Genomic DNA, 15,526 nt, shown 5'->3' with positions numbered 1-15,526 from the left:
GCACCCCACCTTAATGGGCGGCCGCGCCGCACCGCAATCCGTAATCGCACGCATTGACGGGGGCCATGCGTGCGGAGTGCAATCCCTTCATCTGCGGTTAGCGTGCGCAATGGTGCAACGCTGCGCGTCCGAGAGAGTGAATAGACGTTCGTCCGGCGATTTCCCCGATGCAGCCATTCAAGCCGTTTTTCGTTCACGGACTCATCGCGCTGGCGTTCCTGGGTGGCGTAGGGGCGATCGGAGCGGGGCTTGTCGTTTACTTCGGTCTATACAACGTCGCCGCGGTCGATCAGCACACCTCGCCGGTTTACGCCGTTCTGGACTACGCATTGGCGCAGGCGATTCGCCAGCGGGCCAAGGGAATCGAGCCTCCCGCGGACCTGTCCGACCCGTCGCGGACCGACAGTGGCTTCATGCTGTTTCGTAAGCACTGTGTCGGGTGCCACGGTGCGCCAGGCATACCGCCGGGTGATGCCGGCAAGGGCATGTTGCCGCATCCAACCAACCTTGTTGAAAGCGCCCGGGGACTGCGACCGGAGGAGATCTTTTGGGTGGTCAAGAACGGCATCAAGATGACCGGCATGCCGGCCTGGCAATTCCGTTTTTCGGACCCGGAGATCTGGGCGATCGTCGCCTTCCTGCGCGAACTGCCCTCGCTGTCAGCGGATGAATACCGAGCGCTAGAGTGGGAGGCGAGCAGCGTGGTGCCGCTCACGGCACCTAGCGGAAGCTTACGGTGAGCCTTTGGCGTCCGCTGCCGATCCGGTTTCTGGCGAGCCGGTGGGGAATGGCCCAAGCGCCCCGGTTGCCCAAGCGGCACGTCGGCACTTCCGCGCCTCGAGGGGAGCGCGTACCGGGTTTCCAGGGACATAGCGAAAACCTGAGAGACAGGGGTTTCCGTCTGGGACGGCTCGCCGTGGCGATAGCCGGGCTGGTAAGTTGCGGCCGCGGCGGCGAGTCGACCGCGTTGCGCGAACTCGGCGGGGATGCGGTCCGCGGTGTCGTTGCGCTGCAGCAGTATAGCTGTGCCAGCTGTCACCATATCCCCGGTATCGTCGGCGCGACGACCCGGGTCGGGCCCCCTCTCGGCGGAATCTCGAGGCGGAAATACATTGCCGGTGTGCTGCCCAACACGCCCGACAACATGTTGAGATGGCTGCAAGACCCGGTGGCAATCGCGCCGCGATCCGCGATGCCGAATCTCGGGGTCAGCGAGCGGGATGCGCGCGACATAGCCGCCTATCTGTATCGCCTGGATTGAGCTGCCAGGGTGGTCGATACCTGCACCCTGGCGGCACAAACCTGATTCCCGAAGCTATAGCCTGCCTTTGAGGTCTGCCGCGCTGAAGGGGCCGGGTTCCGCGATCAGTGACCGTGCTGCCGGCACGCGTTCCCAGACGTTCCACAGCAGCACGCCACGTACCCGGCCATCGCGGAGGTAATAGACGACGCCCTTTCGGTACGGCTGAATCCAGTCCTCAACCGTTTCGGCCGTGGCGTCGAGGCGACCGACGGCCTCGTAACCCAGATCGAACAGATCCGAGTAGAAGAAGGGCAGATGGTCGTAGCGTTCTGCTGCACCGGCCATGTTGGCGCCGGCCATCCGGCCCATGGTCAGCGCATTGTCCTCATGCTCGACCCGAAGTCGTTCGCCGAGGAGCGGATTGTAGAAGTTCGCGACGTCGCCGGCCGCGTAAATGTCGGAAGCGCTGGTCCGGAGGCACTCGTCGACCACGATCCCGTTGTCGGTTCGCAAACCGGCCTTCTCGGCCAGCACGACGCCCGGCAAGATACCGAGTCCTGCTATGACCGCATCCGCCTCGATGAGCGACTCCGGCGTGGTCCCACTTTGCTGGAATCGCAACGAGGCCCGTTCACCCACGCGGGAATAATGGCTCAGAGTGCAGCCCGAGAGAATGGATACACCCCGCTGCGCAAAGTAATCCGTGACGAAGCGACTGAGGCCCGCCGGGAACAGGCGACTGCAGATACCGTCTTCCGGAAAGGCCATCACGACGTGCTTGCCGATCTGGTTCAGGGCTGCGGCGATCTCGGACCCGATGAAGCCGCCCCCGATGACGGCGAAGCGGTCGTGTCTCTCGGCCAGCTGCGACAGCTGCAGATAATCCGCATAGGTGCGAAAGTAAATGATCCCTTCGTCGGTGTCCGAGAGGCGCCGCGGTTCACCCCCCGTGGCCAGCAAGAGTTTGTCGAAGCCATAGACCTCCTCTCTGTGGTCGGTCACCTTATGCGCCGTGGGGTCGAGCAGGGTGGCGGCCCGCCCCAGGTGCAAGGTAATGCCCAGGTTCTCGGTGCGGAGCCAGATGGACTCGGGGGATTTGCCCAGCCAGAGCCCTTTCGAGAGCGGGGGGCGTCGGTAGGGCGCGTGGGCTTCGTGGCTGATGATACCGACGGTCCCGTCAGGGTCGTGTTGTCGAATGCCGCGCACGGCGGCGTCCGCGGTCATGCCTCCGCCGATGATCAGATATCGGTAGTGATACATGGCAATGCTCCCCGGCCGCTCAGGCCATGGGTTGTGATGGAGTTTGCGCTTTGGCGCGACCGCCGGGCACCTCAATGGGGTCCGTGGCGCCCACGGTTAGCATGATCGCGCTATCGTCCGGCCGATCGATCCAAAGTCCGGTCTCAGCACCGTCGTCGCCTTCCAGCATGAAAAGGGATGCGACTTCGTGCACGCATTCGGTGAGGTGCAGCTTTCCCTCGCCCAGGCACAGCGTGATGTCGCGTTGATTCGGGTCGAGGGTCACTCCGGCGAAGGGCAGTTCGCGCGCAGTGCAACGGGTCGCTGCACTGTCACCGGTTCCTTTGACGAAGGTTGTCGCGAGTTGGCCGCGGTGGTGCCGGCTGAAGCGCTCGCAAAAGTCTGGCCATTCGGCTGGAGGGATGTCGACACGTCTCATCGATCGGCTCCGCGAAAGGGATCGGTCAGAACGGATCCGGCGCGCCACGTAACTGGCTCCCGGCCCTCGGGGTGTATCCCGTTAGGCAACACGCTAACACGCTGTCTGAGCATGCAGAATCCGTACGTTTACCGAGTTCCGTCTCCGCGCGATGGCCGGATCAGGCGGCGTCCGGCTGCTACCAGCGGTCGAGGTCGGAGTGAGGCCTGGCAGGACGATTCCGCGCGATCAAGGGGGCGGGTACGCTTTGGGGATCAGGGACGGGGCGCAGCAGGAAGGGTTTGCGGCACGGAGTCGGGTGCATTCTGGTGCAGGGTGATGGACTGGATGCGCACGACAGCCCGTGTGCCGTCGGACATCTGGTTGCGTATTGCCAGCAACGAGACCTTCCCGGCATCCGGGGCACGGACCGCCATCGATATGGGTGTTTCGGTCTGTGCGATGATGTTCTCGCTGACAACGCGATCCGGTGAGCCGCGCTCGATCAGCGCCACGCTGGCCCGACCGCGGGTCAGCTTCAGCGTCAAGCCGACCGTGGCGGCGGTGCCGGCCGAAAAGGCCTTCGCCAGGTCCAGCGTCGCATCCCAGCCGAAGAATTTCTCGCCTGTAGTCAAGGTCGCACCGTCGGCGTCGTAACGCAGTGTGGCCCCAGGTCCGGCCCGAAGCCTGGTAGCCGGAAGCTTCGCTACGGTTGGGGCGGGCGGATGATCGAGCACGACCTGCGCGAGCACGACGCCGAAGTCCCCGGACTGCAACTGCCGTCGTTGCGCCAGACGGTACGCGATTCCGGCCGAGCCGAGTTCGGCCAAGGCCGCGTCGACGCGTGCCGGAGAATAGTCGAGGATGACCAGATGCGCGAGTTGGGGATTGCGAAGCAGCTCGAGGGCCTCAGGTGACAGTGGCCCGAGTGCGACCGGTTGCGCGTCCTTCAGTCGCAGCTGGCTGAAGGGCAACTGGATCGATTGGATCATCTGTAGGCGCCGGTCCGTGGCATCGGGCGTATACCAGAAGGCGAGTTCTTTGCCATCGTCGGAGAAACGCGGCAGCAGATCAGCCACCTGCAGCGCAACCCGAACCAGATCGCGGTCGTTGCTTTCCGGTTTCCCCAGCAACACGTTGTAAACGCCGCTACCCGCCTGCAGCAAGGTGGTGGTGGCGAGTAGGCCCGCGAGGGCAAAGGGCCGCAAACGAGGCCTTGTTCTGGTCAATACCATTAGCCCTAGCGCAGCAGCGACCACCGCGACCAGCCAGCCCAGGCGCGGGGGGTGGGCGCCGGTCAGGCTGAACGCCAACGGGGCGGCGACGAGGCCAAGGGCAACGGCGACGGTCACCGAAACTCGGTCCCGGGTCTCGGCAAGGTTTACCGCCACTCCCGCCACTGTGCCCAGAGCGAGCATCAAGGCCGCTTGCCAGTAGGCGGCATAGGGATAAAACGACAGCGAGTACCCGTCGAGTGCGAGGTCCGTGATCCAATAGAACGCGACCAACAGCGTGAGGTAAGCCGTGGACGCCAGAGCGAGCCGATCGCGTGTCCAGCGCCAGACGCTGAAAGTGCCGATCATGACGACGAAGGGCGCGTAGATATGTGGCGAGTCGAACAGCCATTCGCCCGGAGGACGCGTCCATTGCTTGGCATCACCGCCGGCGAGGCGCAGGCTGATGTCGATGACCGGCTGCAGGAGCGAGCGAACGCCGAACAAGCCATGGTAGATGAATGTGAAAAAGGCCAGCAGGATGACCGCGCCCGAGAGGACGGTCGCGAGTTCCCTGGCAATGCGCGCCGGCGACTGGCCCCAGTTCAGAATGGCGTAGGCCGGCAGCCCGAATGCGATCATCACGCCGGCGTAGACGTTGCCGCTGACGCCGGCGCAAAGCAGGATGCCGGCGATAAGCGCGGAGACGCCGGATCGGCCGTGTTCACGAATCAACAGCAGCATGCCGAGTATCGTAAAGGGTACGGCAGTCGAGTCGACGTAGGTCGACAGCAGGATGCGCGCCGTGACCGGACTGAATGTCCAGGCGATTACCCCGAGCAAGGCAGCCCGACGTCCGTAACGCTCCCCAAGTACCGCATACAGGGCGAAGCCGACCGCAACCGCCAGCAGATAGCGCAGCACATGAAAACCGGTCAACAAACCGGGGAGCGCATTGAAACCGAGTTCAGAGAAAATCGGTCCGAAACGGACCGCGTAGTAGATGAAGCCGTAGCGATTGACCAGATCGACGAAATTATGGGCATAGCCCAGGTAGTACATCGCATCCGTGAAATTGTTCTGCGAGATCGGCGGCAGGCGGAGCAGCACAAAGGCGGCCAGCGGCAGCAGCAGGATCGCGGCCGTGTCCCGGAGTGGTCGGCACGTTCGGTGGGGCGAGACGCGCGGCATGAGAGAGTTCATCGAATAACCGGTGGGTTGCCTTCGGGAAGCCGCTTTTCGAACCACTCCGCGCCGGACATCAAGGCCGCCCCTTGCTGTTAGTTGGACCGAGGAGCCCGCCGGCGATGGGGGTTCGAGCGCTGGCGTACTGGGTTCTATGTGCCGACAAATGGGCGGCGATGTTCTCCCTCGTGACGCGCATGCCGAAATGCTCGGCGACGTCCGAGCCAGATGCGCCGCAGGCCCGCCGCAGTATGCGATCGCCAATGACTTCGTTGAAGTGCAATGGGTCGTCGTAGTTGCCAGCGTCCTGCGTCACGGCGTTGTAACCGGAAAAGTCCCAGATCTCGCCCGCGTCGGCCACGATCTTACCCATCCATTCCGTGTATGCATCGATGCTGAAGCTGGCGTACTGGTCCAGCCGGTACGGCGGGACGATCAGGATGCGGTTGGTCCCCGCGCGTTCGAGAATGCCGATCGTGCGCCGGAACTCCTCGCGTCCATCTCCGGTTGCCGGCAAGCGGCTCTCTCGTCGTCCTTTCAGATCCACCGCGGCAGCCCCCAGGGTCGTGGCGAACAGGCGGCCGCCGTCGAGCAGCGGAGCGGTCGCGTACAGCGGTGGTTCCAGAGGCCGGTTCCCGCGCTCCCAAGGGGCGGACGACGTCGTACGCCAATGCCCCTGGAGGAAGATCCACAGGATCCTGGGCTGGAATAACAGGTACTTGGCATAAAAGCCCAGGTTGGATGCGCCGCTGATGAGCGGGTGATCCTGCCGGAGGAGATCGAGCGGGTCACCGAGCACGGACTGCAGATCGAAATCGATCGCAATGATGACTTGCGAAACGGTGCGGGTCCGGGTCAGCCACTCCAGCTTTTGGCGGATGCCAGCGCCATTCTCGAGGCTTGCGCTCAGGTTGAAATAACGGTGTTCGGACCCGCAAGCAGTGCTTGCGGATGTCGACTCGAGAAAGCCGGCGCGTGACGAGCCGAGGATGAAGGCGTTGTATTGGGGCTGTCGCCGCAGGTACTCGACCTTCAGAAAACGTGTATTGGGTTCGAAGTTGCGCTTCGGAAAGCGGACGATGCCGAACACGCAGTAGGTATCCGCGATGACGGCGATCAGGACCTGCAGCAGGCACAGGCCCAGAAAGACGCTCAGCCACCAGCGATTGAAAGCCTGTGGGCGCATCGCTCAGAACTGGTAGTAGAGGAACTCGGTCGGGCGAGCCAGAAACATTACCGCCAGCCAGGCGAGTATCGCGGTGCCGACGGCCCAGGATCGTCCAATTCGCAGTTTGCCGGAGGGCACAGCCAAGGCTTGCGCGAGCAGGGGATCGGTCTGCCGCCGAAGACTGGGGGCCCACCAGCATATCCCGCAGAGTATGGCGATCCAGACGAAGACGGTCGCGTCTTGCAAGCCCGTGGGCAGATGGGGGAAGAGCCGGCCAGCCTGCAGGGTCCAACCGCTGGGCGTGCCGAGTCCCAACATGGATTTGTACAGCGTGAGCGTGGCGAACAAGTCCCCGGCCCGGAACAGGACCCAGGCAGCCACCACGGCGATGAACGTGACGCTCCAGCCGAAGGCCCTTTCGCCCGCACCGGGCTGGGCGGGAAGCCAGTGCCGGCGGCTGCGCCAGTCGCGCCAGCGATGATTGATGATCACGTATATGCCGTGCAGCGCGCCCCATAGAACGAAGGTCCAGTTCGGGCCATGCCAGAGTCCTCCCAGCAGCATGGTCAGGAAAATGTTGAGCGACTGCCGCAGCGTGCCGGCCCGATTGCCACCCAGGGGTATGTAGAGATAATCGCGAAGGAACAGCGACAGGCTGATATGCCAGCGCCGCCAGAAATCGATAATGCTGGTGGCCTGATAAGGCGCATCGAAGTTCCAGGGAAATCGAATTCCGAAGAGCAGGGCCCCGCCTACGGCCATGTCCGAGTAACCGGAAAAGTCGAAATAGAGTTGCAGCGTGTAAGCCAGAGCGCCCAGCCACGCCTCGGCCAGGGTCAGGGCGTCGGCCCGCGCCGCGCTGTCGAAGACGGCGCTGGCATAGGGCGCCAGATGGTCGGCCAGGATGACCTTCTTGAACAGGCCGATGCTGAACACCATGAGGCCGAGGCTTAGCAGAGGACTGGCCAGCGAAAAGTTGAACCGCCGAAACTGCGGAATGATGTCACGGTGATGGACGATGGGGCCCGCGATCAGATGCGGAAAGAAGACGATGAACAGGGCGTAGTCCAGAAAGCCGTAGTCATGCACATAGCCTTTGTGGACATCGACGAGAAACGCGATCTGATTGAACGTGAAGAACGAGATGGCGAGCGGCAGCACGATCGATTGCACCGGGAAGCCCGTTCCCGTCAAGGCATTCACGGTGCCGATCAGGAAGTCGGTGTATTTGAAGTAGGCCAGCAGGCCCAGATTCGCCGCGATGGCGCCGGTCAGCAGCGCGCGGCTTCTCAGACGGTGACGACGAACGCGGTGGATGGCCAGACCCGCGAGGTAGTTGCCCGCAATGGAGCCGATGAGCAGGGCCAGATACGCACTGCGCCAGTACGCATAGAAGGCGAGGGAGGCCACGACCAGCCACAGCGTCGGCAACGCAGTCGAACGCCACCGCCCCAACAGCAGGAATACGCCGAGCACGAGGGGTAGGAACAGAAAGACGAACTCGTAGGAATTGAACAGCATCGGCAGGGGTAGGCTTGACGGGGCCAGCTATCGCGACTGTAGGGAGCGAGCCGGACCGAAAAGTGACGAAAGCGCTTGAATGCGGTGTCAGTGAACTCGGGTCAGTAGGTAACCTTGCATGCCGGGCAGGGTGTTTGGCGAGGTACTCGATGTAGGCGTCGCCGCCGCGCCCGGATGGGACTGTCAATCGTTCGTCAAGGCTCGGAACCGCGGAGTGGTCGGGATAGGTTCGCGGCCGGGCTCGGCACGTGCGGAGTAAACACGAACCATCGGCTCAGTGCAAAGAAAATCAGCGTATAGACGGGCATGCCGGCGGCGTGGGCAATGGTAGGTTCTACGCTGGAGCGGCGCAGCGCCAGAACCAGCCCCAGGTTGCAGGCATAGGCAATCCCGAACACGGCCAGGAAACGCAGCAGCCCGGGAAGCACTCGCACGCGGCTGCGGAAGGTCCAGTTGCGATTCAGCACATAGCTTTGCAAAAGGCCTAGTGTGTAGCCTGTTACGTTGGACGGGACGTCGGACCAGCCCAGCCAGAACAGGCAAACGTAGATCGTGCCGAGCCCGATGGCGGTATTGGCAACGCCGACGACCCCGAAACGCACGGCCTGTGTCAGCACCGGGGGTATGGCGGGGCGTTTCGGAATGGGTTCGAGGACATTTCTCCGCGCGCCACGTGGGAGGCCAGCGCGAGCTCTCGGGCGTGGTCGGCCATCCCCGACATGGATGGTCAGACGGAGTTGGCGCGGGCGACTCAACTGAGGCTGACCGAGGACGGCGGCGAGGGTGGGCACTCGCCCGACGACAAACCGGTCTGTGTGATGACTTCGCGGATGACGAACAAGGGCCGCCGTTTGGCTTCGAGGTAGGTTCGTCCGAGATACGCGCCCATGATGCCCAGGCAGAAGAGCTGGATGCTGCTGAACACCGAAACGACCAGAATCAGGCTGGTCCAGCCGGCGATCGTGTCGCCCTTGGACCACTGAACGAGCGCATAGAGCGCCAGTGCAGCGGCTCCAGCCATGGCGGTGAGCGCCAGATAAAAACTCAGATGCAACGGGCGCGTCGAGAACCCGGTGATCGCGTCGATGGCAAACGAGAACATCTTGCCCAGCGTGTACTTGGTCGACCCGGCATACCGGGGCTCCCGCACATAGGGCACGGCCTCCTGCCGGAATCCGACCCAGGCCACCATGCCGCGGATGAAACGGTGTTGCTCGGGCATGTCGTTCAGTACGCTCAGCACGCGCCGGGACATGAGGCGAAAATCGCCGGTATCGACGGGAATCCTGATCGACGAAAAGCTGTAGAGAATCCGGTAGAACAAGGCTGCCGTGATCTTCTTGAACCAAGTCTCCCCATGCCGTTCCTGACGCTGGCCGTACACGACGTCCGCGCCCTGGTCCATCCGGTTCATCATTTCCCCGAGCAGTTCCGGTGGATCCTGCAAGTCGGCGTCGATGATCAGGATGCGTTCCCCACGACATAGGTTGAGTCCGGCGGTAAGGGCCAGTTGGTGGCCGTGATTGCGCGCCAGATCGATGCAGACGAGATGGGAGTCCTCGGACGCCAGCACGCGCATCGCCGCGAGCGTCCGGTCGGTCGAGCCGTCATTGACCAACACGATCTCGTAGCTCTCGCCCACCGTTCGCTGCGCGACAGCGGTCAGCCGGCCATGCAATGCAGCGAGCGAATCCGCCTCATTGAAGCACGGTACGACGATAGAGAGCCGGCAGTTACCCGCCGGTGTCGGCCCAGATGATGGCATACGGGTTGGAGGGCGCTGTTCGGGGTTCACGGGATGGTCTCCCAGGCGCGATGCGCGTCATCGATCCAAACAGGGGGCATGCGGCAAATAGCGGGCGTTGAGGTAGTCGGGCTCGGACGGTATCGCGAGAGCGCTGCACGTGGCGCCATAGAGCGCTCGTTCGAGGGTGGCCTCATGGGGGCGATAGCTCCTGTCGTCCGGACTTGCCCGAAAGAGTCCGGGAGTTAACGACCCGAGATTATATCGCGAAAAACTCAGCCGTCTTGGGGGGGCTCGGTACCGGCTTTGCGATTCGTGCCGAATCCGTAGGGCTTGAAGGCATTTTCCTGCAGCGATTGCCACAATTTGAGGTTTTGCTCCGCGAGTTCGGTGAATGCGGAAACCGGTCCGTGCTTGAGCAGCCCGTCCATCTGTTCCTGCACGAGCCGCTGCTGCTGCAGAAAGATGTCGAGACTCTGTTTGAGATAGGTCGTCATGAAACCCTGCATCGCATCGCCGTAGGTGCGAATCAGTTGTTCCAGGATTTCAATCGTGAAAATGGGTTGGCCCTTGTCCTCCTGCTCCAGAATGACCTGGAGCAGGAGGCTGCGGGTGATGTCCTCGTCGGACTTGGCGTCGACGACCCGGAACTTCTCGCCGGACCTCACCAGTAGCCGGATATCCTCGATCGTGATGTAGCGGCTGATGCCGGTATCGTAAAGGCGCCGGTTCGGATATTTCTTGATGATGCGTTCGCTTGCCATACCGGGACCCGCGTGAAGCGGCTCAGCCCATGTGCTGGCCGCCATTGATGGAAATGTCCGCGCCGGTAATGAAACCCGACTCGTCGGCCGTCAAAAAGGCGACCAGTCGGGCGATTTCGGAAGGCTTGCCGAAACGGCCGACCGGGATTTCCGCAACGATCTTGGCCCGATGTTCCTCCGGCACGGCCATGATCATCGGCGATTCGATGTAGCCGGGAGATACCGTATTGACCGTGACGCCCTTGCGGGCCGCTTCGCGCGCGATGGACATCGTGAAGCCATGGATACCGGCCTTGCTGGCGGCGTAGTTGGCCTGTCCGAACTGCCCTTTCTGACCATTGACCGACGAGATGTTGACGATGCGGCCGAAATTCCGATCCGTCATGCCTTCGATGACACAGCGCGTCGTGTTGAACACGCTGTCGAGGTTGGCGTGAATGACGGCATGCCACATCTCGGGTGTCATCTTGCGCAGCGACGCGTCACGGGTAATGCCGGCCGCATTGACCAGGATGTCGATGGGGCCGATGCTGTCCTCGATCTTTTTGAACACACTCGCGGTGTCGTCGAACTCAGCGACGTTGCAGCCCAGGGCGTGCGTCGCGTAGCCCTCGTTGGCGCGCTCGGCCACCCATTCGTCGAGGCGGCAGTCGGGTGTTCCGGGAAGGCACAATGCGACGACCTTACGCCCGGCAGCGGCCAGATGTTTGCAAATTTCGGTACCGATGGTCCCGGTGCCGCCGGTCACGACTGCGACTCTGGTGCTCATGATGGGGTCCTTCGTCTAAGGGGTGGAGAAGTCTATGGTGCGGAGCCGCGGCCCGATCGGCAGTGTCGATCGCTTGGCTAGCGTTCCACAGCGATCGAAATGCCCTGTCCGCCGCCGATGCACAGTGTGGCCAGGCCCTTGCGCGCGTTGCGCCGGCGCATCTCGTATAACAGCGTCACTAGAATGCGGGCGCCGGAGGCGCCGATGGGATGCCCCAACGCGATGGCGCCCCCATTGACGTTGATCTTGGACGTGTCCCAACCCAGATCGCGGTTAACGGCGATGGCCTGCGCCGCGAAGGCCTCATTGGCCTCGATGAGGTCGAGTTCGTCAAGGCTCCAGCCGGCGCGGTGCAGGCAGCGTCGCGTCGCGCTGATGGGGCCCGTGCCCATGATGGCCGGCTCCACGCCCGCGGAGGCATAAGCGGCAACGCGGGCCAGCGGTTCGAGGTCCAGCCGGCGTGCCAATTGCTCGGTCATGACCATGACGGCCGCGGCGCCATCGTTGATCCCCGAGGAATTGCCCGCGGTCACGCTGCCCGGCGTCCTGAATGCGGGCTTCAGTTTCGCCAGTGACTCCACTGTCGTGCCGTGTCGCGGGAACTCGTCGGTGTCGAAGATCAGCGGCGGGCCTTTGCGCTGGGGGATTTCGATCGGCGCGATTTCGTCCTTGAACACGCCGGACAGCTGGGCGGCCTCCGCCTTTTGTTGGGAAGCGGCCGCGAACGCGTCCTGCTCCTCGCGACTGATGCCGTAGCGGTCCACGATGTTTTCTGCGGTGATACCCATGTGGCAGTCGTGGAAGGCGTCCCACAGGCCGTCGACGATCATGCTGTCGATCAAGGTCCAGTCGCCGAGACGGTTGCCGTTGCGCGAATTCGGCAGCAGGTGCGGCGCATTGCTCATGTTCTCCTGCCCGCCGGCAATGACGATCTCCGAATCGCCGCAGCGCACCGACTGAACGGCTAGCTGAACCGCCTTGAGTCCGCTGCCGCAGACCTTGTTGACGGTCGTCGCGGAAACTTCGACCGGCAGGGCCGCGTGTATTGCGGATTGCCGGGCTGAGTTCTGGCCGGTGCCGGCGGTCAGCACTTGGCCCATGATGACTTCATCGATTTGCCGGGCTTCGAGGCCCGTCTGTTCGAGGAGCGCGAGGATGACGCGCGCTCCGAGCTGGACGGCCGGGATCTCCGCGAGCGCACCGCCAAATTTGCCGATTGCGGTCCGCGCCGCCGCGACGATCACGACTTCGTCCATTTCGGGCTACTCCTGGATAAGGGTGGGCTGTGAGCCGGTGAGCTATGGTAGACCCGGCGCCCGCGGACGAGCAACCCGCGGGCGCCGGCCTAGATCACTATTTTGGTTCGGCGACCTCCGTGCCCCAGGCCGAGAAGGCATCGCGTGCTTCCTTGACGACCTCAAGCCCTTCTGTCGCGCGCCCCATCAGCTTGCGGCTGAATTCACCGGCGAGCTTGCTGCTTTCGGCCGCCCATTTCTGCGGGTCCTTCAGTTCCCCGAGCAATGCCATCTGGCGTGTGCTCACATCGAGACAATCCTGGGCTATGGACAAGCTGTAACGCGTGCACTTTTCAGCCGATTGTGCGGCGATTTCGCTCCAGCGCATCATCGGAGCCAGGGCAGCGCGGTTGATCTCCAGCCATTGGTCGTACATCTGCGTGTTCATGGTTGCTCTCCTCGTGCTTCGTCGATCGTGCCCAATGAGGGTGGTGCAGTGCAGCATAGAATCCTTGTTGGTTTGTGTCAACAGTCATGAGGAGTCGAGCCAGGAAGGCCTGCGAAGCCGCGGAATGAAGCCCTTTCGGAGCGGTCCATGAAGGATAGAATCCGTAGAAAAGTTATTAGAAACAATGGGGAAAGATTGGCGATGTGTGCTGTAGTTGGGAAATTGGCCGTCCTGGAGTCACCGCCATCGATGGTGAGAACTGATGCTATTGCATCGCACCACCGCCCTGCGTATAGTCGCCCCTCAGAAGGGTGTGGCACACACGATATCTAGAGGAGCGGCCATGAGCGATTCACCATCTTCCACGAGCGGTCCGTGGGCCGATGCGTGGATGCAAATGCAGCGGCACTACTGGGACGCCTGGAGCGATCTGACGAAGCGCGCGTCCGACAGTGCGGCACCGAAAAAGGCCGCTCCGGACGCAACACCCTGGACGCAGGGCCTGGACTACTGGTCGAAAATGATTGCCCCGGTCATTCCTTCCGAATCGCGCGCCTGGGTCGACAAGATTCTCGAGATGAACCAGAGCTACGCGCGGATGGGCGACTTGCTCTGGCAGGCGGTCTCGGCCGGCCCCGATACGGGGCAGAACCTGACTTCCTGGTGGGAGGGGGTCACCCGGGCTATGCAGGAGATGCAAAACAAGGCTTCGTCTGCGGCTCCGGCCGCGGGTAACGAGTCCTGGAACGGCTTCGCCACGCTGTGGGGTTTGCCACTCGACCACTGGAGCCGAGTCACGTCGGCCTGTTCGGTGTTTCCGGGAGACATGAGCAAAGCCCTGCATGATTTGAATGCGGCGCGCCGGAGCGATGCGCTGCCGGATTTCCTGTCGGGTTGGCTATCGACGCCGACCTTGGGTTACACACGCGAGTCGCAGGAAGAGATTCAGCGGCTCGGCCAATGCCTGCTCGACTACCAAAAGGCGATGCAGGACTATTCCGGCGTGCTGTCCGGAGTGGTGGCCCGGGCCGCCGAGCTGTTGCGGGAAAAGGCGACCGAACGCGTTGGCCAGGGGGATGCCTTCGAGAGTGTCCGGGAGTGTTACAACCTGTGGGTCGACTGCGGCGAAGAAGCCTACGCCGAGATCTGTGCATCCGACGCGTTCACCCGGTCTCAGGCCGCCATGACGAATGCGCTGATGGCGCTGAAACGCCAGGAGCAGTCGATGATCGACGAGGCGCTCAGTGCCCTGAACATGCCGACCCGTAGGGAATTGGACACGAGCCACCGCCGCGTTCACCAACTGCAGCGCCGCGTCTGGAAACTCGAGGAGGCGCTCAACGCATCCGGCATCGCTGAACTGCGGGCGGAAATGGACGCACTGCGGACCAAACTCGCGGCAGTGCGGTCCGCTGCGCCGGCACCAGCCAGCACGCGGCGGGCAGCGAAAGCCAAGGACGAGACCTAACCCCGGAGTCAGGAGAGCGACATGTTACGTCCCGACCAGATAGTTCAGGAACTCACGGAGTTCAACCGCAAAGTGGCGGCCGGCATCGGCGCGCTCGGACAGATCGGCGACATCGACGTCGGTGCCAGCGAGAAGGATCCCGTGTATCAGGAAGACAAGGTGATCCTGTACCGTTTCCGTTCGCGCACTCCGGATCCGGCCAAGGTGCCCTTGCTGATTGTCTATGCGCTGGTCAACCGGCCCTATATGGCGGATCTGCAGGAGGACCGGTCCATGATTCGCGGGTTGCTTGACCAGGGCCTCGATGTATACCTGATCGACTGGGGCTATCCCGACGGGGCCGACCGCTACCTCGATCTTGACGATTACCTTAACGGGTATCTGCGCCGTTGCGTCGATTTCATCTGCCGCGAACACAAGCTCCCGAGTCTCAATCTGCTGGGTATTTGCCAGGGAGGGACCTTCAGTCTGTGCTTTTCCGCCATGCACCCGAATAAGGTTCTGAACCTAGTCACGATGGTGACACCGGTCGATTTCCACACGCCAGACAACGTGTTGGGCAGGTGGGTGCGGGATCTGGATGTCGACCTGATGGTCGACACGCTCGGGAACGTGCCCGGCGAATTGCTGAACTGGAGTTTCCTTTCTCTGAAGCCGTTTCGCCTTACCGGCCAGAAATACATCGACATGGCGGACATCTTCGAGGACCCGGTAAAGCTGAAGAACTTTCTGCGGATGGAAAAGTGGATCTTCGACAGTCCCGATCAGGCCGGCGAAGCCTATCGCCAGTTCATCACCTGGTTCTACCAGGAAAACCGGCTAGTCGCAGGCGGGCTGCGAATCGGCGACCATGCCGTCGACCTGCGCCGGATCACGATGCCCCTGTTCAATGTCTACGCGACGGAGGACCACCTCGTGCCACCGGCAGCGTCGATCGCGCTCGAGCAGCATGTTGGCACCAAGGACTACACCACGATGGCGTTCAAGGGCGGTCACATCGGTATCTACGTCAGCGGTCGCGCCCAGAAGGACATTCCGCGCGGAGTGGCCGAGTGGCTAAAGGCGCGGATGCCTTGAGCCGCCCCGGTTCCGGCGTAAGGATGTCAGGGC

15 protein-coding genes are annotated in these 15,526 nt (G+C 62.7%); 4 read left to right on the top strand and 11 right to left on the bottom strand.

What is annotated here, in order from left to right; translation table 11 throughout:
• Positions 1–167 precede the first annotated feature (167 nt).
• Both ACW73L_RS10280 and ACW73L_RS10275 read left to right on the top strand, forming a co-directional pair.
• Positions 168–740 carry a c-type cytochrome gene (locus tag ACW73L_RS10280; RefSeq protein ID WP_498921819.1) on the top strand — a complete coding sequence of 191 codons (573 nt, stop codon included), beginning with the start codon at positions 168–170 and terminating at the stop codon, positions 738–740.
• Positions 737–1,261 (top strand): c-type cytochrome, encoded by a 525-nt coding sequence (locus tag ACW73L_RS10275; protein WP_498921818.1) that lies wholly within the window; start codon positions 737–739, stop codon positions 1,259–1,261. The genes ACW73L_RS10280 and ACW73L_RS10275 overlap by 4 nt, the downstream gene beginning before the upstream one ends.
• Before the next feature lie 54 nt (positions 1,262–1,315).
• Here ACW73L_RS10275 and ACW73L_RS10270 read toward each other — a convergent pair whose 3' ends face one another.
• From ACW73L_RS10270 to ACW73L_RS10220, 11 genes are all read right to left on the bottom strand, one after another.
• Positions 1,316–2,503: an NAD(P)/FAD-dependent oxidoreductase gene (locus ACW73L_RS10270; protein WP_498921817.1), complete on the bottom strand. Its 1,188-nt coding sequence runs from the start codon at positions 2,501–2,503 to the stop codon at positions 1,316–1,318.
• A gap of 19 nt (positions 2,504–2,522) precedes the next feature.
• Positions 2,523–2,921, bottom strand: coding sequence for a hypothetical protein (locus ACW73L_RS10265; RefSeq protein WP_498921816.1), 399 nt, complete (start codon positions 2,919–2,921; stop codon positions 2,523–2,525).
• 254 nt (positions 2,922–3,175) lie between these two features.
• Entirely contained in the window at positions 3,176–5,317 is a 2,142-nt protein-coding gene (locus tag ACW73L_RS10260; RefSeq protein ID WP_498921815.1) for a hypothetical protein, read from the bottom strand.
• Positions 5,318–5,375: 58 nt separating this feature from the next.
• A complete protein-coding gene (locus ACW73L_RS10255; protein WP_498921814.1) occupies positions 5,376–6,485 on the bottom strand; it encodes a hypothetical protein in 1,110 nt (369 codons plus the stop codon).
• Positions 6,486–6,488: 3 nt separating this feature from the next.
• On the bottom strand, positions 6,489–7,988 hold the full coding sequence (locus tag ACW73L_RS10250) for an MBOAT family O-acyltransferase (RefSeq protein WP_498921813.1): 1,500 nt from the start codon (positions 7,986–7,988) through the stop codon (positions 6,489–6,491).
• Between the two features lie 194 nt (positions 7,989–8,182).
• Entirely contained in the window at positions 8,183–8,605 is a 423-nt protein-coding gene (locus ACW73L_RS10245) for a GtrA family protein (protein WP_498921812.1), read from the bottom strand.
• A 134-nt stretch (positions 8,606–8,739) separates the two neighbouring features.
• Positions 8,740–9,753 (bottom strand): glycosyltransferase family 2 protein, encoded by a 1,014-nt coding sequence (locus ACW73L_RS10240; RefSeq protein WP_498921811.1) that lies wholly within the window; start codon positions 9,751–9,753, stop codon positions 8,740–8,742.
• A 254-nt stretch (positions 9,754–10,007) separates the two neighbouring features.
• Complete coding sequence (gene phaR, locus ACW73L_RS10235; RefSeq protein WP_498921810.1) at positions 10,008–10,496, bottom strand: polyhydroxyalkanoate synthesis repressor PhaR; 489 nt, start codon at positions 10,494–10,496, stop codon at positions 10,008–10,010.
• A gap of 22 nt (positions 10,497–10,518) precedes the next feature.
• A complete protein-coding gene (gene phbB / locus ACW73L_RS10230; RefSeq protein WP_498921809.1) occupies positions 10,519–11,265 on the bottom strand; it encodes an acetoacetyl-CoA reductase in 747 nt (248 codons plus the stop codon).
• Between the two features lie 77 nt (positions 11,266–11,342).
• Positions 11,343–12,521, bottom strand: coding sequence for an acetyl-CoA C-acetyltransferase (locus tag ACW73L_RS10225; protein ID WP_498921808.1), 1,179 nt, complete (start codon positions 12,519–12,521; stop codon positions 11,343–11,345).
• Positions 12,522–12,618: 97 nt separating this feature from the next.
• A complete protein-coding gene (locus ACW73L_RS10220; RefSeq protein ID WP_498921807.1) occupies positions 12,619–12,948 on the bottom strand; it encodes a phasin family protein in 330 nt (109 codons plus the stop codon).
• Positions 12,949–13,291: 343 nt separating this feature from the next.
• Between ACW73L_RS10220 and phaE the strand changes: the two genes are divergently transcribed.
• Both phaE and phaC read left to right on the top strand, forming a co-directional pair.
• A complete protein-coding gene (gene phaE, locus ACW73L_RS10215) occupies positions 13,292–14,416 on the top strand; it encodes a class III poly(R)-hydroxyalkanoic acid synthase subunit PhaE (protein ID WP_498921806.1) in 1,125 nt (374 codons plus the stop codon).
• Positions 14,417–14,437: 21 nt separating this feature from the next.
• Positions 14,438–15,493: a class III poly(R)-hydroxyalkanoic acid synthase subunit PhaC gene (gene phaC / locus ACW73L_RS10210; protein WP_498921805.1), complete on the top strand. Its 1,056-nt coding sequence runs from the start codon at positions 14,438–14,440 to the stop codon at positions 15,491–15,493.
• Positions 15,494–15,526 lie beyond the last annotated feature (33 nt).

The sequence above is a fragment of the Methylolobus aquaticus genome (assembly GCF_054172105.1).
Note: the sequence above shows the minus strand (reverse complement) of the source record. Positions and strands in the feature narration are given on the sequence as shown.

Coding starts and splice junctions, on each gene's coding strand:
- ACW73L_RS10280 (WP_498921819.1), top strand. CDS start 168: ATGCAGCCATTCAAGCCGTTTTTCGTTCACGGACTCATCGCGCTGGCG.
- ACW73L_RS10270 (WP_498921817.1), bottom strand. CDS start 2,503: ATGTATCACTACCGATATCTGATCATCGGCGGAGGCATGACCGCGGAC.
- ACW73L_RS10265 (WP_498921816.1), bottom strand. CDS start 2,921: ATGAGACGTGTCGACATCCCTCCAGCCGAATGGCCAGACTTTTGCGAG.
- ACW73L_RS10260 (WP_498921815.1), bottom strand. CDS start 5,317: ATGAACTCTCTCATGCCGCGCGTCTCGCCCCACCGAACGTGCCGACCA.
- ACW73L_RS10255 (WP_498921814.1), bottom strand. CDS start 6,485: ATGCGCCCACAGGCTTTCAATCGCTGGTGGCTGAGCGTCTTTCTGGGC.
- ACW73L_RS10250 (WP_498921813.1), bottom strand. CDS start 7,988: ATGCTGTTCAATTCCTACGAGTTCGTCTTTCTGTTCCTACCCCTCGTG.
- ACW73L_RS10240 (WP_498921811.1), bottom strand. CDS start 9,753: ATGCCATCATCTGGGCCGACACCGGCGGGTAACTGCCGGCTCTCTATC.
- phaR (WP_498921810.1), bottom strand. CDS start 10,496: ATGGCAAGCGAACGCATCATCAAGAAATATCCGAACCGGCGCCTTTAC.
- phbB (WP_498921809.1), bottom strand. CDS start 11,265: ATGAGCACCAGAGTCGCAGTCGTGACCGGCGGCACCGGGACCATCGGT.
- ACW73L_RS10225 (WP_498921808.1), bottom strand. CDS start 12,521: ATGGACGAAGTCGTGATCGTCGCGGCGGCGCGGACCGCAATCGGCAAA.
- ACW73L_RS10220 (WP_498921807.1), bottom strand. CDS start 12,948: ATGAACACGCAGATGTACGACCAATGGCTGGAGATCAACCGCGCTGCC.
- phaE (WP_498921806.1), top strand. CDS start 13,292: ATGAGCGATTCACCATCTTCCACGAGCGGTCCGTGGGCCGATGCGTGG.
- phaC (WP_498921805.1), top strand. CDS start 14,438: ATGTTACGTCCCGACCAGATAGTTCAGGAACTCACGGAGTTCAACCGC.